The 23,201-nt window shown below is 37.8% G+C and carries 18 protein-coding genes; 2 read left to right on the top strand and 16 right to left on the bottom strand.

Going from position 1 to position 23,201, the window contains the following annotated elements; all coding sequences use genetic code 11:
- Nucleotides 1–2: 2 nt before the first annotated feature.
- From C1726_RS10685 to C1726_RS10670, 4 genes are read right to left on the bottom strand one after another with little or no spacing between them, the layout of a single operon-like run.
- Entirely contained in the window at nucleotides 3–1,283 is a 1,281-nt protein-coding gene (locus C1726_RS10685; RefSeq protein ID WP_102273125.1) for a vWA domain-containing protein, read from the bottom strand.
- A gap of 17 nt (nucleotides 1,284–1,300) precedes the next feature.
- Nucleotides 1,301–3,616, bottom strand: coding sequence for a hypothetical protein (locus tag C1726_RS10680; protein ID WP_102273124.1), 2,316 nt, complete (start codon nucleotides 3,614–3,616; stop codon nucleotides 1,301–1,303).
- 21 nt (nucleotides 3,617–3,637) lie between these two features.
- Nucleotides 3,638–7,027: a tubulin-like doman-containing protein gene (locus tag C1726_RS10675; RefSeq protein WP_102273123.1), complete on the bottom strand. Its 3,390-nt coding sequence runs from the start codon at nucleotides 7,025–7,027 to the stop codon at nucleotides 3,638–3,640.
- Between the two features lie 12 nt (nucleotides 7,028–7,039).
- Nucleotides 7,040–8,812 carry a vWA domain-containing protein gene (locus tag C1726_RS10670; RefSeq protein ID WP_235822748.1) on the bottom strand — a complete coding sequence of 591 codons (1,773 nt, stop codon included), beginning with the start codon at nucleotides 8,810–8,812 and terminating at the stop codon, nucleotides 7,040–7,042.
- 347 nt (nucleotides 8,813–9,159) lie between these two features.
- Between C1726_RS10670 and C1726_RS10665 the strand changes: the two genes are divergently transcribed.
- Both C1726_RS10665 and C1726_RS10660 read left to right on the top strand, forming a co-directional pair.
- Nucleotides 9,160–10,095: a hypothetical protein gene (locus C1726_RS10665; RefSeq protein WP_102273122.1), complete on the top strand. Its 936-nt coding sequence runs from the start codon at nucleotides 9,160–9,162 to the stop codon at nucleotides 10,093–10,095.
- 13 nt (nucleotides 10,096–10,108) lie between these two features.
- The gene (locus tag C1726_RS10660) at nucleotides 10,109–11,356 is read left to right on the top strand and encodes a hypothetical protein (RefSeq protein ID WP_102273121.1); all 1,248 of its coding nucleotides are present in this window, start codon (nucleotides 10,109–10,111) and stop codon (nucleotides 11,354–11,356) included.
- Nucleotides 11,357–11,537: 181 nt separating this feature from the next.
- On the opposite strand, the gene C1726_RS10655 is transcribed toward C1726_RS10660, so the two are convergent.
- The 12 genes from C1726_RS10655 to C1726_RS10600 form a co-directional block, all read right to left on the bottom strand.
- Complete coding sequence (locus tag C1726_RS10655) at nucleotides 11,538–12,143, bottom strand: response regulator transcription factor (protein ID WP_102273120.1); 606 nt, start codon at nucleotides 12,141–12,143, stop codon at nucleotides 11,538–11,540.
- Nucleotides 12,136–13,251, bottom strand: coding sequence for a sensor histidine kinase (locus C1726_RS10650; protein WP_102273119.1), 1,116 nt, complete (start codon nucleotides 13,249–13,251; stop codon nucleotides 12,136–12,138). The genes C1726_RS10655 and C1726_RS10650 overlap by 8 nt, the downstream gene beginning before the upstream one ends.
- A gap of 14 nt (nucleotides 13,252–13,265) precedes the next feature.
- Nucleotides 13,266–14,414 carry a DUF418 domain-containing protein gene (locus C1726_RS10645; protein ID WP_102273118.1) on the bottom strand — a complete coding sequence of 383 codons (1,149 nt, stop codon included), beginning with the start codon at nucleotides 14,412–14,414 and terminating at the stop codon, nucleotides 13,266–13,268.
- Between the two features lie 218 nt (nucleotides 14,415–14,632).
- On the bottom strand, nucleotides 14,633–15,595 hold the full coding sequence (locus C1726_RS10640) for a DUF4097 family beta strand repeat-containing protein (RefSeq protein ID WP_102273117.1): 963 nt from the start codon (nucleotides 15,593–15,595) through the stop codon (nucleotides 14,633–14,635).
- Between the two features lies 1 nt (nucleotide 15,596).
- A complete protein-coding gene (locus tag C1726_RS10635; protein WP_102273116.1) occupies nucleotides 15,597–16,196 on the bottom strand; it encodes a DUF1700 domain-containing protein in 600 nt (199 codons plus the stop codon).
- On the bottom strand, nucleotides 16,189–16,509 hold the full coding sequence (locus C1726_RS10630; RefSeq protein ID WP_102273115.1) for a PadR family transcriptional regulator: 321 nt from the start codon (nucleotides 16,507–16,509) through the stop codon (nucleotides 16,189–16,191). The genes C1726_RS10635 and C1726_RS10630 overlap by 8 nt, the downstream gene beginning before the upstream one ends.
- A gap of 231 nt (nucleotides 16,510–16,740) precedes the next feature.
- The gene (locus tag C1726_RS10625; RefSeq protein WP_102273114.1) at nucleotides 16,741–18,219 is read right to left on the bottom strand and encodes an aldehyde dehydrogenase family protein; all 1,479 of its coding nucleotides are present in this window, start codon (nucleotides 18,217–18,219) and stop codon (nucleotides 16,741–16,743) included.
- Entirely contained in the window at nucleotides 18,200–18,940 is a 741-nt protein-coding gene (locus tag C1726_RS10620; protein WP_102273113.1) for an SDR family NAD(P)-dependent oxidoreductase, read from the bottom strand. The genes C1726_RS10625 and C1726_RS10620 overlap by 20 nt, the downstream gene beginning before the upstream one ends.
- Entirely contained in the window at nucleotides 18,941–20,029 is a 1,089-nt protein-coding gene (locus C1726_RS10615) for a tartrate dehydrogenase (protein ID WP_102273271.1), read from the bottom strand.
- Nucleotides 20,026–21,405: an FAD-binding oxidoreductase gene (locus C1726_RS10610; RefSeq protein ID WP_102273112.1), complete on the bottom strand. Its 1,380-nt coding sequence runs from the start codon at nucleotides 21,403–21,405 to the stop codon at nucleotides 20,026–20,028. Before C1726_RS10610 ends, C1726_RS10615 begins: the two co-directional genes overlap by 4 nt.
- An 11-nt stretch (nucleotides 21,406–21,416) precedes the next feature.
- The gene (locus C1726_RS10605; protein WP_102273111.1) at nucleotides 21,417–22,685 is read right to left on the bottom strand and encodes a TRAP transporter large permease; all 1,269 of its coding nucleotides are present in this window, start codon (nucleotides 22,683–22,685) and stop codon (nucleotides 21,417–21,419) included.
- Entirely contained in the window at nucleotides 22,685–23,164 is a 480-nt protein-coding gene (locus C1726_RS10600; protein ID WP_102273110.1) for a TRAP transporter small permease, read from the bottom strand. The genes C1726_RS10605 and C1726_RS10600 overlap by 1 nt, the downstream gene beginning before the upstream one ends.
- Nucleotides 23,165–23,201 lie beyond the last annotated feature (37 nt).

The raw sequence follows: 23,201 nt of genomic DNA, 5'->3' as shown, positions 1-23,201 counted from the left end.
CCTTAATAAAAAGTTTTGCTTGTATTTTTCTTTTCAGATTCAGCAAATGATTTTCTGTTATACAAACTAACATCCGTCCTGTTCTTTCCATTTTCAGCATTATACATTCTATACGGTACGACAGCAGAGAATAAACTTACTATGACGGCAAGGATGATATCACTCCAAATCCTAATATAAATTCCCTTTAGGAAAAGACTTCCGAATCCCCATTCTAAAATCAAGCCTGCAAGCACTCCTGCAGCTAAACCTCCAATAGCAAAGCTTTTTGCTAAGAAACGGTTATCAAACATCAGCCCTAATGCTAATCCCAATCCCACACCTATTAAAGCAATAAATAGGATTCTAAGAACTTTATATAGAAGCATATATTGAGCAGCACCTTGACGTTCACCAATGAGGAGCCGATCCTGTGAATCCTTTTGAATGTCTTGAAAAGCGCTCGAAAGCTTATTTGCATCATTGACGCTATAATAAGATCCGCCTGTTCGTTCCGAAATATCGTGTAATAGATCTGCACCTTCATTTCGTTTTTGGCTTAGTCCAACTGTATTAATAACAATTTGTTTATCTTGAAAGGGTTTTACAGATTGTGCAACATCCATTTCACTAAACCCATCTGATAAAAGAACCGCCATTGTCAGCCTGTCATCCTTTATGCTGTTAAGGTATTCCATAGCATCAGATAAAGCGAGTCCGATATCTGTCCCGCCTTGAAAACGGATGGACTTCTCAAAGTCATCCCCAACCTGTTTTTTCTCGCTATTATTTTTCAAAAAGGTAAATGATTGAAGCATCTTAGTTTGATCATTAAAGACCAAAAGAGCACTTCTTTGATTTCCATCTACCTTCATTAGAAACTCTTTCACTGCAGCGACTGTTTTATTTTCCGGATCCGTTTCCAGCATGCTTTCGGATATATCCACAATCAGAATAATATCTTCTGGCGACTTCGTATCCAATGCTTCTAATTCATAGATAAATTGAAGAAGTGTACCTGCAATAAACGGGAGAATTACCATGACCGGGACGAGCAATTTTAATGAAAAGGACGCATAAGATGATGCCCAGCGCAACCCATTTAATCTAGGATTCAATTTTTCCGCAATGAATGCCATTAAGCCAATCCATAGCCCTAGCTGACCGAAATATACCCCTACCAACATACTATTAGGAAGCTGACCTCTTAATTCAGAGAGTAATGCCTCTCCAGTAAATGCACCAATTAATCCTCCAATAGCTGTTAAAATAAAGAGAAGAAAATTAAAATTTCTTACCTTCATCAAGTTACCCCTTTCAATCAAGTTGATACGGAATTTGACTCAGGGTGGAACTCATATCCACTTTCTTGATATTTTTCATAATATCGAATATTATTTTGATAAAATCTTAAGTCCTCAATTGAAAACCCACCCATTAAACTCAGCTTCTCAATCCCGCTTGCTCTATTCTCATGTATACAGCCGAGGCGGTATGGGCGATTATCCTTGTCTATTCCTAAAACATATTGGATAAAGCTGCTCTGAAAATCGCCAAGGTAATACTTCTCTTCATACTTATGTTTCTGGGTATAATCTAATAAATGAATTTGGCATGCAGAATCCTTTTCTAGCAGCTGGTATAGTTCATTAAATAATTCTTCCTTTGTCATAACCTGTGAATCCCCATAATCAACCATCACATTTCCTCTTGCTAATATTTCTTGTTCGAATGTTTGATCTAGCTTTCCTGATTCGAATATGAGCCTTTGGCACATCTCTATGACTCGATTCGCAAACAGCCCCTGTTTAAGAAGAAGGGAATAGTTTGCCAAATTCTTTTCTTCAAAATAAAATTCTGCAGAACGTCTTTCCTCTAAATCTTGAAGAATGGATGTAACCATCCTCTCATAATACTCAGGAATATTTTGGTTAATCTTATTTTGATAACCTGAAGTCACTTCAGCCTTTATGCGGTGCAAATTTATTTCCAAGCTATTAACGGCATCAATCTGCCCCTTATACTCTTCATGACATTCTTCAAGAATCAAAATATAATAGTTAACTAGCTCAAGCTTTGCATTCACTAGTACATTTTTACACTTAAGCTGGTAGATTTTATTAAGTAAATGAGAGATGAAATTCCTTGTTGTCCGCTTCTTGGAAAATGGGTTTTTTCGGAAATTCTGCTGACCCCCATATTCACTGTAAATCGCGTTTAACTCTTCTTCAAATAACTCAGATTGATGGGCATACTCAGAACGAAGCCGGAGCAGATAATGGACAAATGGGTCACCTGTCCATCGATAAGCGCAATAAACTCCATAATTGGAGTTTTCCTCCACTCGCTTTTGAAGCAGTATTTTTAGCGGTCGTTTTGAATAATATCTCTTTATATTTTCAGAAAATGGGTTCAGCAAATTTTCTTGAAAAAAAACCTTTGCTGAGCTCCCAAACAATAATTCTTCTGCTTCTTTTAAAGGCAGATTTTCCAGCTGACTATACGTATAATCAGCGGGCATTAAACCAAGCATCTCTTCGATGATTTCATTAGGGGGTAAAAAGGAAGTAACCCTGCTTTCAATAGAGGCATTGTCTAGTTCAAGCAATTCAATCACTTTTTGATGGTCCAAATTCTTTGCACGATCATGGATAACCCTATTTACATGTTTAAAAAAATAATAGAGAACATTTATGACAATGGCTTCATTCGGACGGCTGACCTTTGAAAATCCAGCTGAAACAAATGCAGGTATCCGTTCATCATTTTGAATATTTTTTGAGAAATGGACATTATTGTACATTTCATTGCCGGGAAAATGTTCATGTTCATTCACTTTTTTATTTTTTATCAGGTTAATCGCAGAAATAATTTCCGCATTCTTGCTTATGCTGTTTTCTATAAATCTCCCACGTTCGTCTTTATTACTCAGCAGGTACACAAGATCAAATAAAGGTCCCTTCCTTGTAACAGATAACCTAATTTTATCCTTAGTCACAAGAATCTCTTTTGAAAAGGAATATTGCTGTTCTTGCAAATTCTTTAGTTCCCGAAGAAAACTCAAGCCTAGCACTGAGGTGCCCTCGTCTGCTGCTCTTTCTTCCAGTAAACAGAAAGCATCTATGTAGGTCATCGTGAATAAATCCCTTAAAGAGTGTTCAAGTAAAATCGTTAACTCAGGTAAAATAACTGTAAGTGAATCATTTATCTCAGTAATGACAGAGATATTAATCTTCTGAAAGGAAGCAAATTTATTCCCTAGTTCTGCAAAACGGACATTTAATTGGCGCAAAAGCTGGTTATAATCAACCAGCTTTTGCTCATCTTGATAAAAGGCTTCATATAATGAAGGCCTGCTTCTTTTTCCTGTTGTATCCATTTCAGAAGCTTTAAATGAAAACACATTTTCTGCTGCCCATGTTTCTTTCAAATGAACATGAAGATACATGATTCCGTCATGGTTAGCCCACTTTTTTTGATTTAGCTCATAGATTGCCTTAAGGGCGGACAGAGACTGGTCACCAATAAATAGGTAAATGATCGGATTGCTGATCATTCGTCTTGCATCCTTACCAAGATGGCTATTTTCAGCCTTTAGAATATAATCTTCGATGATTTTTTCTAATAACTTTTGCATTCCATTTTGGCCCCTTAAAGGTTATCTAATCACCTTAATTAGACTATTTACCTTTTCAAGAATTTGTTTATAAAATGTATACAATTCTTCCCCGTTGAGGAATTCTTTTCGATCATATTCTAATGTCGATTTTGCTTCTAAGGCTGCATCACTTAATGATTCTAATCTACTTGTTAATACCCCGGTATCATCGCTCATCGACAAGTTCGTATTTCTTCGATCTGCTTTCTTATTAATAATTGCCTTTCGCTTTTCATTAAGGGAACGGTAGACTTGGTAAAGCTCAAATTCAATAAACTTATTGACCTTTGTTAAGTTAAGGAAAGGCTCCCAGCTCTCTTCTTCTGCATCGTGATCATAGACATAAACAGCGCCTTTTTTCGTAATGGTGCTTGTATATAAAACTTCAATGAACTTCTCTATATTCACAGCTTCATCTTGATAGGATTTTAGTGAAGCTTCAAGTTCATAAAGCACTTCCTGAATTGATTCGTACTTTAGAACTTCCTCTCTAACAGAATGGATGAGATTCGGTGTACGAACAAAATTTTCGATCGCCATATTTTTATTGCTGCTGCCAAAGATATCTCTTTTGGAAACAATAGGAAGCTGCTCTGTTAAAAGTCTGCGAAGTTCTCCAATACACTTTTTCACTTCACCTAAGTTTGGCTTGTCAGAATGCTGTTCCATTTGAAATCGGCTTAGGATTTCTGAAAGATTAAATTCTCCAGAAAGAATGATTTCAAATTTATTATTCGTGTTTGCATATTCTCCCTTATCCTTGATCACACCAAATTCTATTGCTTTAGCAAATAATTCTCTTATTCTGCGGTTATAATCTTTAAGTCTCGTATTTTCATAAATGTCGCCCCATGACATTTCCGGAATAGGCGATGGAAGGTATGCCCAATTATCCTTTTCCGATTGAGAAAGGTGGCGACCTACCCCTTCTTGTTCGAATATCGTGCGTTCATAGCTTTGTTCATAACTAGTAAGAGGTGTATAGACAAATAACGGGACTCCATTTTTCGTGTTTAACCAGAAAATCCGGTTTTTCACTTCACTTTCCTTGACAGTGAAACGAGCACCGCTTACGGAAGTTCTCTGAAAATCCTTTATCCCTTTTAAAATATTTGGCGCTTTATGAGGGACCGAGACAAACCCCCAAGAAGGAAAGACAAGATTCCCTGCACTATTGTTTAAATGGAATACCGGAACAGCTTCATCATTAAGTAATTTTGCAATTTTTCGTTCAATAATATGCTCGATCGATTCATCCTCCCCGTATTTCATCACGAGAAAGTCTTCCATCGATTTCGTAATTAAATCACCAAACTTTTCAGAGAGGAATTCAGAAATGGAACTGACAATATCTAAATCCTGTTCTTTTACCCACCGATTTGATTGGTCTAGCAAATCCTTTGTAAAATCTGCAATCATATCATTTCCATCTTTTGTTTCCATAATTTCTGTTATTTTTTCAGCCATGTCAGGAACACTAACTACATTCCAGTAATAGGTTTTGTTCCCGATTCCATCCTGAGTTTCTTCGCCGCGAATTAAGATATCCCCGTTTTTTTCAAAAATCATATTTAATGTATTTAATATCTCTGTTACAACTGCATACATTTTATTATTTTCTTCATTAATCATCGCGTGGATATCTTGATAAAAATCAATCATATGCTCCATGCACTCTTTATCTGCACGAAGGTGATATTCATCAATTTTCGTCGCTATGTAGCCGTTTTTCTTTTTATCCTTGGAAAATAGCGCACTTTTTGCATCGGCTAGCCTTTCTGCCCCTTGCTGCGCCATATCGTTTATTTCCACTGGTTTTCGATAAACCTGTTCTTGCAAAAATTCAATATAGGACTTTATTAAATTTAATAAACTATTTCCTTTCGCTGTGAAAATTAAGCGGGAAACAAAAAAGGGACCCTGCTCCGGATTTAAAAATAAACGTTTAATTTGTTCCTTGAAATTTTCAAGCAGCTCTGCCGGATATTGCTTTTTTAACTTAATATAGTTTTCTCTTGCCTTTGAAAGATACCCTTGTTCTAGTTCTTGATCTAAACTTATTGATTGCTGCTTAATCACATTGTTAAAGTTTAAGCGGTCGCTGTTTTCATAGCCAGGAATCGGTTCAGGGACCTGCGAATTGAACTTTTTATGTACGGAATCAATATCAAGACCCATTCGATTCGCAAATGTTTCAACTTCCTCTTGAGTAGGAGAAGCAGGAAACATTTTTTCCATCTTCTTAAATACTTTATAGGCTAAGTAGGTCGTCATTTCTTCAACAGGCAAAATCGCAGATGATGCTCCAAGAATGTTATAGGAATAGTTAGCTGCATATGCTTTATGCATCTGCTTGATATTCGTGCCGATATTACTGATATAATCGTGAATGGCAAATTCCTCTCCCGATTGCTTATCCTCATTTGCCATGAAGTTTGTAATATTTTCAGCTGTCACATTCATTGTGTAGTCATACGCATTTTCAAGCAGTTTTCCGTCTAGATTCGTCGCAGAAATGAGATGACACAGATTATAAGGAGGCATTGGTGAATTAACAGACAGGATATTTCCATACTGCTGTTTAAAGCGCTCATTCCGCTCATCCACATTCATCCAATAATCAAGCTCTTTCAAAGCTGCAAATCCATTTTTCTTGATGTATTCACTTGTATGGGTATTTAAGCTTTTATTCGATAAATTGACATCCGGGGTAAATAAGTACCCAAGAATACTTACTTTATCAATACCTGCTGAGCCATGTTCCTTTTCCATAATGCCGCGAATAATATAGGAAATATCCAGGAAGCAGCCTGAACCTGTTCCTCCAGAGATACCTGTTAGGATGAACACGGACATCCTTTTATTTGTCCCTTCAGATAAAACCTTTATTTTCTTTTCAATGGTTTGTACGACTTGATTAATTTTTGTAAATAATAGTAATCGCCCCGCCTGTCTTATGCCAGATGCTCCACTAATCCCATCGGTAATCAACAGTTCTGGTGAGAGCCAATCTGTAATATAGGAAGGAAGTGTGCTCCTATTTTGCAATAGACTCCCAATTTCGGGATTTGAGAGAAGGACAAATTCTGTTACAGGGTCTAGCCCGATTCCTTTGTATTTTTTAAAACGGTCCTGTTCATTCGTTTCAAAAGCGAGAAATTCTATATTGTTTGGTTTCTCCTTCTTCTTCTTGGAAATTGGATCTGCCGGAAGCTTAAACCTTCTATTCACCTGGTATTTCAAACGGAGAAGAGCATCAATTCCTGTCCCTCCAAGTCCAATGACAAGCATTGGATTATCTATCGTATCCACACGGATTTTCTCACTAACAATACCGCCGCCTAATGATACGTCTAACTGCTGGATATGCTCTCTAACTGTTGCTTTCATGCCGTATACCCCCTATATGAGATAATCAAGAGAAATCGATTTGTTCACTTTATTTAGCTTAGCCTTCAGCCTATCATTCTTCTTAATCGTTATTCCTTTTGAAGCATCTACTGCTCGCCCAGCCTTCTCAATGATTACATCCCCTTTATTAAAAAGAGTGAGTGTGTCATTTTTCCCTGGCACGAGAATAATAGATTCCGTTTCAATGTATTCTGGTGCAAGCTGAAGAAGCTGGTGGAGTTTAATCTTTCCTTTGAATGTATTCAACTTGCGATATTGTGGTGTTGTTTTCTCCCCTGTATTCTCATCTCTGATTTCAACAACAATCTGCCCGATAAAACCTTTGTTTGCCTTTTTAATCAGTGCTAGAATATAGAAGGCAAGAATCAATAACAAGATTACGCCGATTCCAATCAAGACGTACAATACCCACGGGAAATCTTTTTTATTCCCCTCTTTCTCAGGGGCAGCAGAGGCAGCAGCCATTACACTGGCATCAATGATAAACGGATCTGTTTCACGGTAAAAACTATTATCTTCTGCTACAACTTTTAATTCATATTTTTTATCCTCTGGAATGGTAAATTCTCCATGAAAGCTTTTTCCATCATTCGTAAGAGAAAGTTCGCTTTTAGTATTCGATGCGGTATCGCTAACAATCAGTTTCGCGTTCATCGATTGATACAATTCAGGACTATTCACCTTCTGTCCATTTGATTCAAGAAATGACAGAATTTCTATCATGTCACCCTTTTTATAGTTCGATTTCGCAGGCTCTTCTAGACGAAGCCCTAAATCATAATTAAAAACCATATTAATGTCAATTTTATCCTTTTGTACACCCTTAACTTGAACCTTCCAATTCCCAGACTTAGGTTTAATTAATTTAATTAATGAATAGGCTTTTGACTTTGAATAGTAAACATCATTTGATGGGATTTCTACTTCCTTTCCATCTGGTGAAAATAACTTTGCTTCAATCGGATTCCCTGATGTAATTGAAATGTTCGCCTCCATAACACTGCTGTTTGGAATCTCGATCGTTACATCTTGAAATTGACCGTTTCCTGTTAAATTTGTAATGGGTATTACTTTTAACTTGAGATGGTTAGCGAATATCTCACTTAATATTCTCGGAAGGTCATCTGCCGTTGTCGTAGTAAAAAATTTGCCGCCTGTCTCTCCAGATAGCTTTTCTAATATTGTTTTATTTAACGTGCCATCTGCATTTAAACCGATTGTATAGATAGGATATCCCTCTGCCTTCGATTGCCTTATCGCTTCATTCAGTTCCTTGTCAGACAGCTCCTCTGTTCTATCTGAATTTGGATTCAAATAGTTATTCCCATCTGTTAATAAAATAATTAAAGGTGTATGGTCAGCTTCCTTGCCGGCATCAAGGATTTTAACCGCTTCACTGACACCAACCGCAATATCTGTATAAGCTCCAAGGGATAATGTATCTATATATTTCTTAAAATCATTTTTATCATCATCTGATCCGATCTTCATTAAGGCTTTTTCCCGAATAATTTGGTCTGTGTAGGCGACCATTCCGACCTTATCCCCATTTTTCGAAAGCATATCAATGAACATTTTCATTGCCTCGTTGCTGATTTTGTTTTTATCACTGTCCTTCATAGAATTGCTGACATCTACTACTAATACAGCATCCATCTTTTGAGCATCTGCAGCAATATTTGCTGCAGCAGAATCTGGTAGAAGAAGTGAACTTAACAATAATAGGCATAATAAGAAAAAAGCCGCATACTTATGCACCTTCACCAAAAAATCCCCCTTAAAATATGAACATTCCCCAATTATTTACCTGAAAAATCACCATATATTGTAATTATCCTGGTTATTTATAGAAAAATTACCTTATTTTAAATATAATTAATTTATCGTATATTGTAAAGTTTTGAATATTTTTGTTATTATAGAAAGATTTAACATTTGAAAAGGAGGAAGAACTTTGCTTCCATACTATCTGCCTTTACTCATTTTTGTTTTTTGTTTTATATGGAAATCTTTTAAACTATATAAATATAAAACTGCTGCTATTAAACAAGAGGATGCTGATCGCTTCATCTATAAATATATAAACAATAAACAGGGAGGAAACTTATCTAATGAGTAAAACTCCTGTCAAATTTAGCCCTTTTATGTTTAAGGAGAAGTTAACAAACCGATTATATGTATGCAAAAACTGCAGCGGATACACCTTGCTGCATATGGAACATTGCAGTCATTGCTCCCAGGCAAAGGGGTATTTTACAATGGAACAATTTATCTCCAAAAAATACCGGCTTACATTTCAGAGTGATATTTTCCTATTGCTGTTCCTCTTATTCATAGCTGTTTTCTTTACCTTTCATCTTAGTTCAATAGTAATCATTGGAACGATTGGGGCTGCAGCCATTATCTTCTTTAGTATTTTTAAACTGCTCATGCGCAGTTCTGAAAAAAAACATTTCCTCATGAACCAAGTCATCGCTGATAGGGAAAAAATAAAGAGAGGGATTCAAGTAAACAAGAAATTTGCTGAGAAAAAGGTACAGAATTCCGCCTACCTTGAAGCCTATGAAATCTTAAGAATCATCGGTTTATTTTGGAATGATGACTCTATTAAAGAACTAAAATTAATATGCTTAAATACTTTTATTATTCGAAAAGATATGCAATTAGAAATGGATACAGTTGTTCCAAATAGGTATAGTAAGGAATTTATTACGTACTTAGGTAGTGCAGCGAAAGTACAGCGGCATCTCGTCAATAAGAAGATATTAGATTATGTCGTTACTTATGAAAGACAGATTCAAGAGCATTTTTCTAATGAGATTTTTATTACCGTGGCTGGGTCAGCTTTACGAATGAAACAATACTTTTTAATCTATGAAGATTTTATTATGAAATATGTTGATGAGATGCCTAGAGAACGAGTCATACGCTTGTATCAGCTTCTTGAATCAATCAATTCTTACGAAATAGGAGAATCAAAGAAACGGGCACATCAATTATTGCTCTCAAAATTTAATGAAGATCCATTCGCAGCGGCTCTCCATTAGGAAGGACAAAGGTATGAAAAATACTCTGTGGATTAGAAACGGTTTATTTCTTCTGTTTGTCATTTCAGCAGGACTTCTTGGATACAAGGCTTATCTTGGTTACGAAAAAGTAACTGCATCTAAAAAGGCAGAGCATTTTTATAAGTCACAGCAATATGTAAATGCTGAACCCTATTATAAAAAAGCTATGAACAACCGTTCCATTCTATACAAAGAGAATGAAATCCAATCGAACTATACTATGCTTTCAAGCAGCAATAAAGAAGTATCCGCTTTATTAGAAGAGGCAGAAGCTTCTTACAGAAATGAAAATTATTCTAAACTGATCAATACCTATAAAGGCTACCTTGATCTAAAAGAAAAGAAACGAGATGATCCTATATTTTTAGGTTACGATCAGCACTTCAATGTACAAGAGGAATTTGATACCCTGCTTTCCAATGCGAAAGAGAACTTATATAAGCAAATGGATGCGAATATAAATAATGAGATGTTTGAGAATGAACATTTCATTGCTATTTTAGGAGAAATGCCAACTAAGGTTTATGGGAGTGCAGACAAAAAAGCAGAAGAACTAACGAGCCATTTTATCAATTATGATAAAAGGAAATATTCGTTATTGGAGAATATACTAAGTTACAATCAGCTAAAGAAAACGATTAATCGCCAAGTTTCTTCCTATTATAAAATAGGCATAGAGGCCTTTTGGCTAAAAGAAACACTCAAGAAGATTGAAAAGGCTCATGAATTAAAAATGGCTGCTTTAGAGGAAGAGCGCAAAAGAAAAGAGGAAGAATTAAAGAAAGCAATGGAAGAAGAAAAAGCAAAAGACCCTGCCTTCCAGGAAGAAATAATGACCATTGTCAATGAGTACGTGATCGGATGGATGGCTGCCTATAATCAACTAGATCCTTCCTATTTTGTTCATATTTCACCTGAACTATTGAATTTCTTTGATGAACGATTTGAGGAGATCAAGTCAAAACAGACAATTTTCACGGGAGAACTTTTATACACTGAATTCGACTTAGATAGTTTTAAATATAGTATGGATGATGAAGAAAGTGTTGAGCTACATGTTGTTTTAACAATGAATTCAGCTACCTATAAAGAAGGGGAAAATTATGAGATGAAGGAAACCGCCAATCCATGGCATTACAAGCTGATTCATACAAGCGATGGCTGGAAGCTGAGTGAACGAAAAGAAATTGTTAATTTCAATTCTGCAAATACCCAAATTTATGAATTCGGATATTACTAATATGCGGGGACAGGGGGACAGGTTCCTCATCCCATTAAGAAATACCATACTGCTTTTTGTACGGTATTTCTTTTTTGCTTCATCGTTCCTTTATAGGTATTCGGATCACGTAATTCTTAAAAAATGCCGGACCCCCGATAAATTTCTTATAATGGGGTTTCTTTAATATTCTTATACAGTTTTAAATCCACCCTTTAGTTTTCGCCTTCTCAATTGCCTGCTGCCTAGTCGTAACCTCTAGCTTTTGGATGGCAGAAGATAAATAATTTCTAACCGTTCCATCTGTTAAAAATAAGGTGTTAACAATTTCTCTTGTTGTCATTCCATCCTTTGCGAGACGGAGCACATCCATTTCACGATCCGTTAAAGGATTCATCTCTTTTAGAAATAAGGCTGCCGCTAAGTCTGTACTTAGTACACGTTCACCCTTTTTTACCTTTCGAATGGCTTCAATTAGGAAATCGATTGGTTCATCTTTTAGTAAATAGCCATCTACTTGCACATCAATTGCTTTTTGTAAATAGCCGGGGCGAGCAAATGTCGTGACAATAATAACCTTTGATAGATGATTCTCTTGCTTAAGTTTTTCTGCGATTTCAAGACCTGACATCGAAGGCATCTCAATATCCAATAAACACACATCAGGCTGATATTTCATAATCGCATCCCATGCCGCCAAGCCATCTGCAGCTTCTGCTACGACTTCTATATCATCTTCCAGCTTTAATAATGATGTTAATGCCCCACGAAGCATTTTCTGATCTTCTGCAATCACAACGCTAATCACTTGATCCTCTCCTCCCATTCACATGAATCGGTACACTCAATGTGATCATGCTACCGCCTTGGGAATTCTCACAGATCTCCGCCTGTCCTTGAAGCATATCGATCCGCTCCTTAATAGACTGTATCCCATTGCCTTTCCCCTCCCTTATTTGCCCACTTCCGTCATCCATAACCTGAATGCAATATTCTCCATTCTTTTCAAACTGAGTACATGTACAATGCTTAGCCTTACTATGCTTGACAATATTCGTTATCGCTTCTCTTACAGAAAGCGCCAGCATGGTTTCCGCAACATTTGACAATAGCGGCAGCTTCTCTTGTTTCTTATGAACCATAGCAATGCCTGCAGTTTGTAAGACTTTCTGTGATTGATCAATTTCTTCTTCAAGCGAGACAAACTTCATATCTGAAACGAGTTCCCGAACTTGCTTTAACGCAAAACGGGATGTATTTAAAATATCATCTAACTCCTGCTTTGCCTTATCTGCATCTTTTTCAATTAACCTCTTCGTTAACTCGCTTTTCAGTTTTATCATCGTTAATGTTTGCCCAAGTGTATCATGTAAATCTCTCGCAATTCTCTGCCTCTCCTTCTCCAAAATAAGCTGAGCGGTTGCTGTATCAAGTTCCTCTTGAAGGACATTTGCCTTTTTACTTATAAAAATAACTGCCGGCACAAGCATTTGTACAATCATAATGGGGAGATGCCACATTTTAATAAATGCGAACGGGCTCCCTTCTGATATTAAACCGAATAAAACATGCATCACTGCAATGCCAATAATCCCGATTCCAAGATCTACGTTGCGCTTTGCTTTTCCAAGCAAATCCGAAAAAACAAATCCGAAAAGCAAAATCCATTTATCCACATAAACAGCTAATAGCATAAGAATGAGGCAGCCTGCAAAACTAGCTGCAGAAAGCCTCCAGTCCTTGTGCCACAGGCAGATATAAAAGCATAGTAAATACAAAACGACTAATAAAAACTGCCCTGGATAACCAAGTGCTCCATTCGTAATGCTAACTTTATAAATTAATACCACAATAACAATCACATCAATAAGCAAATATTTTTGAATCTGATCGAGAGGATAAAGTTTTTTTAGCATTACGATCATCTCCTTTATTTAATCCCTGCTAATCTCGAAGTATATCTCCTAGCAGCTTCCATAGGACCAAACTTATAATGCTCCAGCCAAACATTCGCAAATAAGACTTGAATCGTGCTAATAAATAACCAGATAAGAACAACCGCTGCGGAATTTATTTTTCCGCCTAGACCAATGCCCCAGCCGTAAAAAACAATCGCTGAGATTAAATTTTGCACCACATAGCAGCTAAGCGACATCTTTCCTACCTTTTCAAGCTTTCCCCAAAGCCAAAATGACTGGGTTCTTTCCACTGCTCTAGCAATAAATGCGATATAGCCTAAAGATAATATCGGTGCAAAAAGATAACGGACAGGAAAATCAAAGATGCCCCCTGGCACAAAAATTAGTAAATTTAGCGGAACGCCTGCATACAAGCCTAATTTAAATAATTTTTTCCGCTGTTTCTTGCCATGTTCATCCGAAGAAAAAACGCCGGATCTCATTAGGCGAATGCCAAGCAAAAAGAGAAATATATTCATAGGAATAACAAAAATAACCTCTGTACGTAAAAATACAAAATTTAATAGACGATATTGAATCTGCTCTATCCAGCTTCCATTCTGATACAGTAATACAATTTCTTTCATATCACCGAATGAAACAGCCGAAGCTGAGAATCCAAGAACCATTCCCTGCACTAAAAGCAGCAGCATAAAACCGCAGTGAAGTCCGCCAATCATCTTCATCGCCCTGGCAATCACCAGATCTCCGCCCTTTACAATAAAGGAAACAATGATCGCGGTTACCCCATAACTCATTAAAATATCGTATTCCATGACAAGCGTGAAATGAATGAAGCCCTCCATCATTAGAATAAAGGAAGTCCATATATAAACACCTGGCCAAGCATTTCCTTTTCTTAAAGCCTGCTGATATTTTAATTCGAGACCTACACCAAACATGATTGTTAATAACCCCAGCATCTTTCCATTCACCAAAAATAAGATAAGTATCCTGATAAAGTCTTGAATTGAATCCCACCATGCAGAATGATCATAAGTGAAAATATATGACAAGTCCCCTAAGTACGCAAATATCCATATATTTGTACCTAATGTCCCAAGCACAGCAAATCCTCTTAGAATATCTAACAAACGAATTCGTTTATTGTTTCGATTCATGAATATCCAATTCCTTCCTATATGTGATAACTTTATTTTAGCTGTGGAAATTAGCAATCAATATTCACACATATCAGGAGTTTTTTATGACAGGTGTCATATACAAAAAAACGGACATGCTCATGGGAGCTAGTCCATTTTAAATCTAATCTATATGTAAAACTCCATTAATCAAGAAAATCCGAGATCTCGATAAAGAGGCTCGGATTTTCTTAGATTTAGAAGTCAACTTGAACATCGCCATCATTGGAAACGATATCTAGCTTATTTTCAGTGTTTGCCTTATTCGTTGCCTTTGCTTCGAAATGATTATCATTAATGGAAATATCTCCGAATTGGTTGCGGATCGAATAGCTTAGCTCTGATTCTTTATTAGAAAGCTTCAAATCAATGTCCCCAAAGCTTGAATGAATGACGGAATTTCCAAGAAGCTTTCCTTGAATCTCAATATCTCCATCATTGCTTTTCATCGTTAGCCCTTGACTTGTCAATTCTCTGAAGGTAATATCACCGAACTTATTATTAACATCGGCAGAAGCAGCCTCTAGCTCCTTAAACACCGCATCTCCATCATTCATTTCGACTTGCAATTTCGCTGTTTTCACGTTGCTTCCTGTAATATCTCCAAATCCATTTTCAATTGTTAATTCATTGGATTGGAAATCCTTGATTTCAATATCCCCATCGTTCGCATTAATGTCCATTTTATCCACTGCCATTTCAACTAGGCGAATATCTCCAAATTTGTTCACTAACGAGATATCAGAGAATTTCGCGTCCTTTGGAACGTAAATCTTAATAAAGGGCTTTGGGATGTTTTTGAAAGATAAATTCATCAAAAATATCGAGTCAGACTTTTGATGTTCTCCTGTTAGAACGAGGGTGTCATTCACTACTTCATGCTTAACCTCTGTCCATTTTAATCTTTCAATTTCGAGTTTGTATTCATTGGAAGGAATAATCTCTATATCAGCATCCTTAAAATCAACCTTCATATTTTTAAATGAAGGTAAAGAAAATTCCTCATTTATGCGATCTTCTTTTTTAATTACCTTTATACCATCTTTCGTATTTGATATAGACAACTCTGCCCCAGCTGAAAAGCCAACCACTCCAAAAATAATTCCGATAACAATCATACAGCTTGCAATAAACGTTATTTTTTTTCTGGAGACTTTCATCTTACACACCCTCCTTACGTCTATTTGTGATTTTATCTAATAGCCTTTTCAGCCATTTGGCTAATGAATTGCTCATACTCTTTGTTACTAATATAAGTGGCGGATATAGAAGTATCCCAATACCAGAGGCTGTTAAGCCAATGCCAATAAAGAAAAGGGACGTTTGCCAATGCTGTGCAATAACAGCCAATCCCGCTGCTATACTAAAAATCCCTCCTAAAGCTAAAGAAAAAGTAAGAAGAAAGAATGTTAATAAAAAGGTTCCACAAATAAGAACGAGAGTAAATATGAGAATGATCACAAACAGCAGCAAAGGCAGTGCAATCGGCGAAGCTAGTATCGCAAGAATAATAAACCAAACAGCCGACAAGCCTTTTTTGGCTGTACTTTCTTCGTTGTCCAAGCCTTTCACAGCATATTCCGCTAAAATTTGCGAGGACACAAGTGCTGGTGAGCCTAGTTTAGCAATTACTTCAGCCGTATTTTCTGGTCCAGCTTCTTCAAAATATTCATTATAAAATTCTAAAGCAGCATCAATTTCTTCATTCGGTAGCTTTTTAAGCTTTTGCCTCAGTACTTTTAAATACTCTTCCCTAGTCATCATTTATTCCCCCTAATAGGACTGAATCAATTTTTTGCTTATAATCTATCCACTCTTCAAACAGTTCCTCATACTTGGAGCGGCCGCTTGCAGTAATTCGATAATACCTCCGATTTCTACCTTGAAAAGGCTGATCATAGGTTGTTAAATATTCTCCTTTTTGAAGCCTTCGCAAAACAGGGTATAGCGTCGATTCTGAAATATCCATTATCTCGCGCACTTGCTGTGTAAGAGAATACCCATAGGCATCCTCCTTCGCTAATATGGCAAGAACACAAGCATCAAGCAAAGAGGAACCAAGCTGAAATGACATAAAGTACACCTCCATGTGTTATACATTAGCTCATATTATATATCGTATAGTATTAGTGTCAGACATATTATATGATGTATAATATGTTGTGTCAACGTATATTATTGATAAATTTTCCCATTTTAGATTAATAAGGAGTACTAAGGTCAAATCCTGCAAGAAAAAAAATAAAAGAGAACACAATTATTGAATTTGTGTTCTCCTGCTAATTTGGCTTATATTTCCCCGTGCCTAATATTTAAGCGCAATATTTTTAACTTGTGTGTAATTTCGTATAGCTTCCAGTCCCTTTTCTCTTCCAAAACCGCTTTTTTTATAACCGCCAAACGGCTGGGCAATACCTCCGCCAGCACCGTAATGATTGATGAAGACTTGTCCGCATTGAAGCTCATTTGCTACACGATGTGCACGCCCGGCATTTTCAGTCCATATGCCTGCAACAAGCCCATATGGCGTGCCATTTGCTATTTCAATTGCCTCTTCCTCGCTTTCAAAAGTAGTAACTGTCAGAACAGGACCGAAAATTTCTTCTTGTGCAAGGCAATGGGATGACGGAACATTATCAAGAATTGTTGGCTGTAAGTAGTACCCCGATTCACACCCTTTTATAGAAATACGTTCTCCACCCGCTGCAATTTGGATTCCATCTTTCTTGGCAAGATCAATAAAACCTTGAATCCGTTCAAATTGTTTTTGCGATAACACAGGACCTAAATCATAGCCATCCATCCCTGGTCCAATCGAAAGACTCTCCATTTCCGCTGCTAATTTTTGGACAAAATCATCCTTAATTGTTTTTTCAATTACTAAACGAGAGCCAGCAGAACAGGTTTGGCCCGCATTTTGGATAATTGAGCGCATCACCCATTCTAATGCGTTTTCCTCATTGCAATCTGCAAATACAATATTTGGAGACTTTCCTCCAAGTTCAAGTGTTACAGGAACAATGTTTTGAGCTGCAGACTCCATCACTCTTTTTCCAGTCTCCACTGAACCGGTAAATGTTATATGGTTTATACCCGGGTGTGAAGATAGTGCCGCACCTGCTTCATATCCATAGCCTGTAACTACATTTATTATCCCTTTTGGAAGTCCAAGCGGTTCAATGATTTCAACTAGCTTTATGGTTGTTAACGGAGTATCCTCAGCAGGCTTAAGTACAGCTGCATTTCCTGTTGCAATCGAAATGGCAATGCTCCTGGCTGCGATTTGCAGCGGATAATTCCATGGAATGATATGTCCAACAATTCCAAGCGGTTCACGGACCGTATAATCTATAATTCCCGATTCAACCGGAATCGTTTCTCCTAAAATTTTGTCGGCTGCACCTGCATAAAACTCAAAATAACGAGCAGCAATTTCTACATCCGTTTCTGATTGAGCAAATGGTTTTCCCACGTCCATTGTTTCTAATCTAGCAAACTCCTCTTTATTTTCACGGATTAATTCAGCAATTTGATAGAGAAGCTTTCCCCGTTTATATGGCTGGAGTGATTGCCATTCTGAAGAAGAAAAAGCCTCTTTTGCTTTTTTAACAGCCAGGTCAATTTCCCCCTTATTCCCTCTTGGAACAAAGGCAATCGTTGACCCATCCGCTGGATTTTTCACTTCTATTAATTTCGTCTCATCTGGGACAACCCATTCTCCCCCAATAAAACAGCCAAGCACATTCACATCTGCTGCTTTCACTTTATATTCCCCTTCCGCCATCGACATTTAAAACGGAACCCGTTACAATTGAAGCTTCCTTCGAACATAGGTAAACAAGGGAATTAGCAATATCAATCGGATTGATGAGCCTTCCTAATGGGACACTCTTCTTGAAAATGTTTTCCTTCGTGGATTCCACATCCGCATCCTTTGATGTAAATTGGCCAAGCATATTCGTATCTGCTGGACCCGGATTCACCACGTTTACTCGGATTCCATAATCAGCAAGCTCAATAGCTAATGCCTGTGAAAAAGAAACAGCCGCTCCTTTTGAAGCAATATAAGCATTTAAACCTGGACGCGGTCTGACCATTGATATAGAGGCAATATTCACAATCACGCCTTCTCCTTGCTGTTTCATATAAGGGACAGCTTCACGGCATGTGAGAAAAAGAGATGTCGCGTTCACACTCATCAGTTTTTCCCAATCTGCCAAGCTTACCTCTTCAATTTGTGTCGCTGCTTGAGCAATCCCGGCAATATTCACGAGCCCATCTAAACGGCCATATACACGTTTAACTTCTGAAAAGACTCGCGCAACATCTGCTTCACTCGTTAAATTAGCTGCTATCGGCAGAAGCCGATCAGACTTCTCTATTCCATCAACATTTAAATCAACAGCAGCAACATAGGCTCCTTCTTCTAAAAATCGCTTCACCGTTTCTCTTCCCATTCCGCCTTTTGCACCAGTGACAACAAAAACCTCATTTTCTAGTCTCATCTATGCGTTCCCTTCCTTCACTAATAGGATTTGCTGCAAGGCACCACAAATGGCAGTGCCCATTTCACTTGTAGTTGATGTTCCGCCTAGATCAGGTGTACGCACCTCTTTCTCTAGCAAAACTCTTTCAATCGCCTCTACAATTACATCTGCTAAATCTGCTCTCCCTAGATGCTCAAGCATAAGAGCCGCTGACCATATTTGTGCAATTGGATTGGCGATGCCCCTTCCTGCAATATCAGGGGCAGACCCATGTACAGGCTCAAACATAGATGGGAAGTCTCCTTCTGGATTAAGGTTAGCAGATGGGGAAAGACCCAATCCGCCAACAACAGCCGAGCCTAAATCACTTAGTATATCACCGAACAAATTGGAGGCAACCACCACTTCGAAATCCTTAGGTCTTGAAACAAAGTAGGCTGCAAGAGCATCAATATAATAGCTATCTAGTTTTATAGCAGGAAACTCTTGAGCCACCTCTTGCACAACCTCATCCCATAGCTTCATGGAATGAATAATCGCATTCGATTTTGTTGCACTTGTAACCGACTTTTTCCCATTCTTTTCTGCATATTCAAAGGCAAATCTTGCCGCCTTGGCCGTACCATTTCTTGTGAAAATTGTATTTTGAACAGCGATTTCCTGTTCAAGCCCTGGGTATAATCTTCCTCCGCTGTTTGAGTACTCCCCTTCCGCATTTTCACGGATAATGACAAAATCTATGTCTCTCCCATCAGCTAATGGAGAAGCTGCACCCTGCAGCAATTTTACCGGACGGAAATTAATGTATTGATTAAATTGCTTCCTTATCGGCATGATCAACTTCCATATAGTTATCTCGTCAGGAACACGCTGGTCCCCGATTGCCCCAAATAAAATGGCATCATATTTTTGTAAAATGCCCAGACCATTCTCTGGCATGATTTCTCCGTGCTTAAGATAATATTCGCTATTCCAAAGAAATGTCTCAAATTCCATATGTAAAGTGGGATCTAGCTCTTTTAAAAGCTCTAATACTTTAATTGTTTCATTTACGACCTCCGGACCAATTCCGTCTCCTGGTAAAACAGCTATTCGATAACTTTTCATTTTTTCGCCACTTCTTCCCATTCGAATATTTTCCCCGGGTTTAAAATATTATCCGGATCAAATGATCTCTTAATTAATTTCATCATTTTTAATGAGGTGCCTCGTTCTTCTTTAAGAAATTTCATCTTCCCAATCCCAATTCCGTGTTCGCCTGTACATGTTCCCCTATGTTCAAGTGCAAACTTAACTACTTTCTCATTCAACGCATGAAAGCGGGCCATTTCATCTTCATCATCTGTATTTAATCCAAATACTGCATGAAAGTTTCCATCCCCTACATGGCCAAGAATCGCTCCATCCATCTCATATTCCTTTAATAATTTTCTTGTGTAAGCAATGGAAAGCGCTAATTGTGAAATAGGAACACACACATCTGTTGATACAAGCTTCCGATTTGGCTTACGGCCAACTATGGCTAGCGCAGCCTGATGCCGGGCTTCCCAAAGCTGTGCTCGTTTAATGGAATCATTCTCAAACTCAAAATGGGTTGATCCTGCATCCTCCATTAATTCCTTAATAAAGGTGATTCCTTGCTCCGTTGCTTCTGCAGTTCCGTTATATTCTAAAAAGAGAGTTGGAGTTTCCTTAAAGTCAGTCCCCTTAAATTCATTAACCGCCTGAATCGTCGCTGCATCAACAAGTTCCATTTTTCCAATGCCTACGCCCGACTGGAGAACTAATTCGGCTGCCTTTCCTGCTTCTTCAACGGTCCCAAAGGATGCTTTTGCTACCACAGTTGCTTCTGGGATACCGGCAAGCTTTAACGTAAGTTCAGTGAAAACACCTAATGTTCCTTCCGAACCAATCAATAGCTCAGTTAAATTATAGCCAGCTGATGATTTAATTGTTTCCCCGCCTGTTGAAATAAGGCTCCCATCTGCCATGACTACTTGAAGGCCAAGCACATTGTGCTTCATTGTGCCAAACTTTACCGCATTCGTCCCGCTAGCGTTTGTTGCAGCCATTCCGCCAATCGTCGCATCTGCACCTGGATCAATAGGGAAAAACAAGCCATATTTTTTTAAATGTTTATTTAATTGCATTCGCGTCACACCAGGCTGAACCTTAACGACAAAATCATCCGGATAAACGGAAATCACTTCATTCATAAGGGTGAAATCCATACTGATGCCGCCAAAGACTGGCATTAGATGTCCTTCAATGCTGCTTCCCGCACCGAAAGGAATGATCGGTATTTTTTTTGCGGCCGCATATTTTACAATCTCAGCAACCTCTCGCTCCGTTTTAGGAAAAACAACTATGTCCGGCTTTTTCCTTTTATGATAATCTGTACCCCCGCTATGATGCTCCAACACTGTTTCATTAACACTTACACGCTCTGAGTCTTTTAAAATAGATAATAAGTCTTCGTACATATTTTTCACCTCTATTTATCTAGTAAAAACAAGCTGATTGAAGGGATAAAACTTAGAATAAATACATCTACAATTAAAATAATCAAGAATGGAATAATTGCTCGAACGATATGCTCCAGTCGAATCTTTGCGATATTAGAAGCCACAAATAAATTAATTCCAACTGGCGGTGTGATCATTCCAATGGCAAGATTGACAACCATAACAACGCCAAAATGCACAAGATCGATTCCTGCAGCAGATGCGATAGGAACTAAAATTGGCGCCAAAATAACAATGGCTGCTGATGTTTCAAGAAATGTTCCAACGATTAACAAGATGATATTGATGATAATTAAGATCATAATCGCATTTGTTGTTATGCCAAGCATCGCATCCGTTATTTGCAGAGGGATTTGTTCCCTTGTTAATATAAAGCCAAAAATCGATGCACATGAAATGATAAAGAGAATGACAGCCGACGTCACACCTGAAGAAATAAAAATCTCAGGCAAATCCTTCCACTTAATCTCTTTATAAATAAAAAGACCGACGATTAACCCATAGACAACCGCAACGACTGAACCTTCTGTTGGAGTGAAAATCCCCCCATAAATCCCGCCAAGAATAATTATTGGCATTAAAAGCGCTAAAATTGCATCTTTAAAGGAAATAGCGATTTCTTTAAAAGAGCTTTTTTCCTCTTTGCCATAGCCTCTTTTACGGGAAATAAAATAGGCAACGAAAATTAAAGAAATTCCAACAAATATTCCTGGCATTATTCCAGCAATGAAAAGATCTCCAATGGAAGCACCCGCAATAACCCCAAATAAAATTAATGGAACACTAGGTGGAATCATGACCCCAATCGTTCCGCCAGCAGCTTGGATCGCTGTAGCAAAACTCTTGTCGTAGCCTTTTTTCACCATAGCTGGAATAAGAATACTCCCGACAGCAGCCGTTGTTGCAGCAGCAGATCCAGATACAGCCGCAAAAAACATACAAGTAACGATAGAAACCATCGCTAATCCCCCATGCATGCCTCCAACAAGGGAACCAGCAAAATTCATTAAACGCTTTGAAATGCCGCCTGTCTCCATTAATTTCCCTGCTAGAATAAAGAATGGAACAGCCATCAATGTAAATGAATCGGCCGAATTAAACATTTTTTGCACTACAACCATTAATGGAACATTATCCTGAACCATAAGTACAATCATTGAAGCAAGCCCAAGCGCCACTGCCACTGGAACGTTAATTAGAAACAGAATGATAAGGACTCCAAATAATAACCAGGCCATTATTGATTTGCCCCCCTTCTCCATTCAGTTACAGAAACCTGAAGAAGATTAATGATAAATAGAACACTTGAAATCGGGATGACTGTATAGACAAGTCCCATCGGCAATTGCAGAACAGGTGAAGTTTGTGTCATGCTGCGGCTGATAAATTCGAAGCTGTTCACGATAATTTGCCAAAAGAAAAAGAGGATGAGTGCAGTTGATAGAACAATTAGCCCCTTTTTCAATAAGCCTCCTGCTTTTTCAAAGAGCAGCTCTATACTTGGATGTGCCTTCACGCTCATCCCATAGCCTGTACCTAAAAAGGTGAGCCAAATGAGCAAATATCTGGACAGTTCCTCCGTCCAAGCAAGCGGCTGATCCACAACAAATCTAAAAATCACCTGTAAAAATACGGCAATAACCATGAGAAAAAAGAGAAGAATTACAACCCATTTAACGACATTATTTATCGCATGAATAACATTATTTAGCACCATTCATTTCTCCTTATGATCAAAAAACTTGGGTTGTACA

The sequence above is a fragment of the Cytobacillus massiliigabonensis genome (assembly GCF_900199725.1).
GTDB classification, from domain to species: domain Bacteria; phylum Bacillota; class Bacilli; order Bacillales; family Cytobacillaceae; genus Cytobacillus; species Cytobacillus massiliigabonensis.
This window is presented reverse-complemented; position numbering and strand designations above follow the sequence as displayed.

Excerpts from the sequence above, each read along its gene's own strand:
- C1726_RS10680 (WP_102273124.1), bottom strand. The coding sequence starts at position 3,616 with ATGCAAAAGTTATTAGAAAAAATCATCGAAGATTATATTCTAAAGGCT.
- C1726_RS10635 (WP_102273116.1), bottom strand. The coding sequence starts at position 16,196 with ATGACTAGGGAAGAGTATTTAAAAGTACTGAGGCAAAAGCTTAAAAAG.
- C1726_RS10640 (WP_102273117.1), bottom strand. The coding sequence starts at position 15,595 with ATGAAAGTCTCCAGAAAAAAAATAACGTTTATTGCAAGCTGTATGATT.
- C1726_RS10605 (WP_102273111.1), bottom strand. The coding sequence starts at position 22,685 with ATGGCCTGGTTATTATTTGGAGTCCTTATCATTCTGTTTCTAATTAAC.
- C1726_RS10665 (WP_102273122.1), top strand. The coding sequence starts at position 9,160 with ATGAGTAAAACTCCTGTCAAATTTAGCCCTTTTATGTTTAAGGAGAAG.
- C1726_RS10610 (WP_102273112.1), bottom strand. The coding sequence starts at position 21,405 with ATGTACGAAGACTTATTATCTATTTTAAAAGACTCAGAGCGTGTAAGT.
- C1726_RS10650 (WP_102273119.1), bottom strand. The coding sequence starts at position 13,251 with ATGCTAAAAAAACTTTATCCTCTCGATCAGATTCAAAAATATTTGCTT.
- C1726_RS10685 (WP_102273125.1), bottom strand. The coding sequence starts at position 1,283 with ATGAAGGTAAGAAATTTTAATTTTCTTCTCTTTATTTTAACAGCTATT.
- C1726_RS10620 (WP_102273113.1), bottom strand. The coding sequence starts at position 18,940 with ATGAGACTAGAAAATGAGGTTTTTGTTGTCACTGGTGCAAAAGGCGGA.
- C1726_RS10600 (WP_102273110.1), bottom strand. The coding sequence starts at position 23,164 with ATGGTGCTAAATAATGTTATTCATGCGATAAATAATGTCGTTAAATGG.
- C1726_RS10630 (WP_102273115.1), bottom strand. The coding sequence starts at position 16,509 with ATGTCATTTCAGCTTGGTTCCTCTTTGCTTGATGCTTGTGTTCTTGCC.
- C1726_RS10675 (WP_102273123.1), bottom strand. The coding sequence starts at position 7,027 with ATGAAAGCAACAGTTAGAGAGCATATCCAGCAGTTAGACGTATCATTA.
- C1726_RS10625 (WP_102273114.1), bottom strand. The coding sequence starts at position 18,219 with ATGGCGGAAGGGGAATATAAAGTGAAAGCAGCAGATGTGAATGTGCTT.
- C1726_RS10615 (WP_102273271.1), bottom strand. The coding sequence starts at position 20,029 with ATGAAAAGTTATCGAATAGCTGTTTTACCAGGAGACGGAATTGGTCCG.
- C1726_RS10660 (WP_102273121.1), top strand. The coding sequence starts at position 10,109 with ATGAAAAATACTCTGTGGATTAGAAACGGTTTATTTCTTCTGTTTGTC.
- C1726_RS10645 (WP_102273118.1), bottom strand. The coding sequence starts at position 14,414 with ATGAATCGAAACAATAAACGAATTCGTTTGTTAGATATTCTAAGAGGA.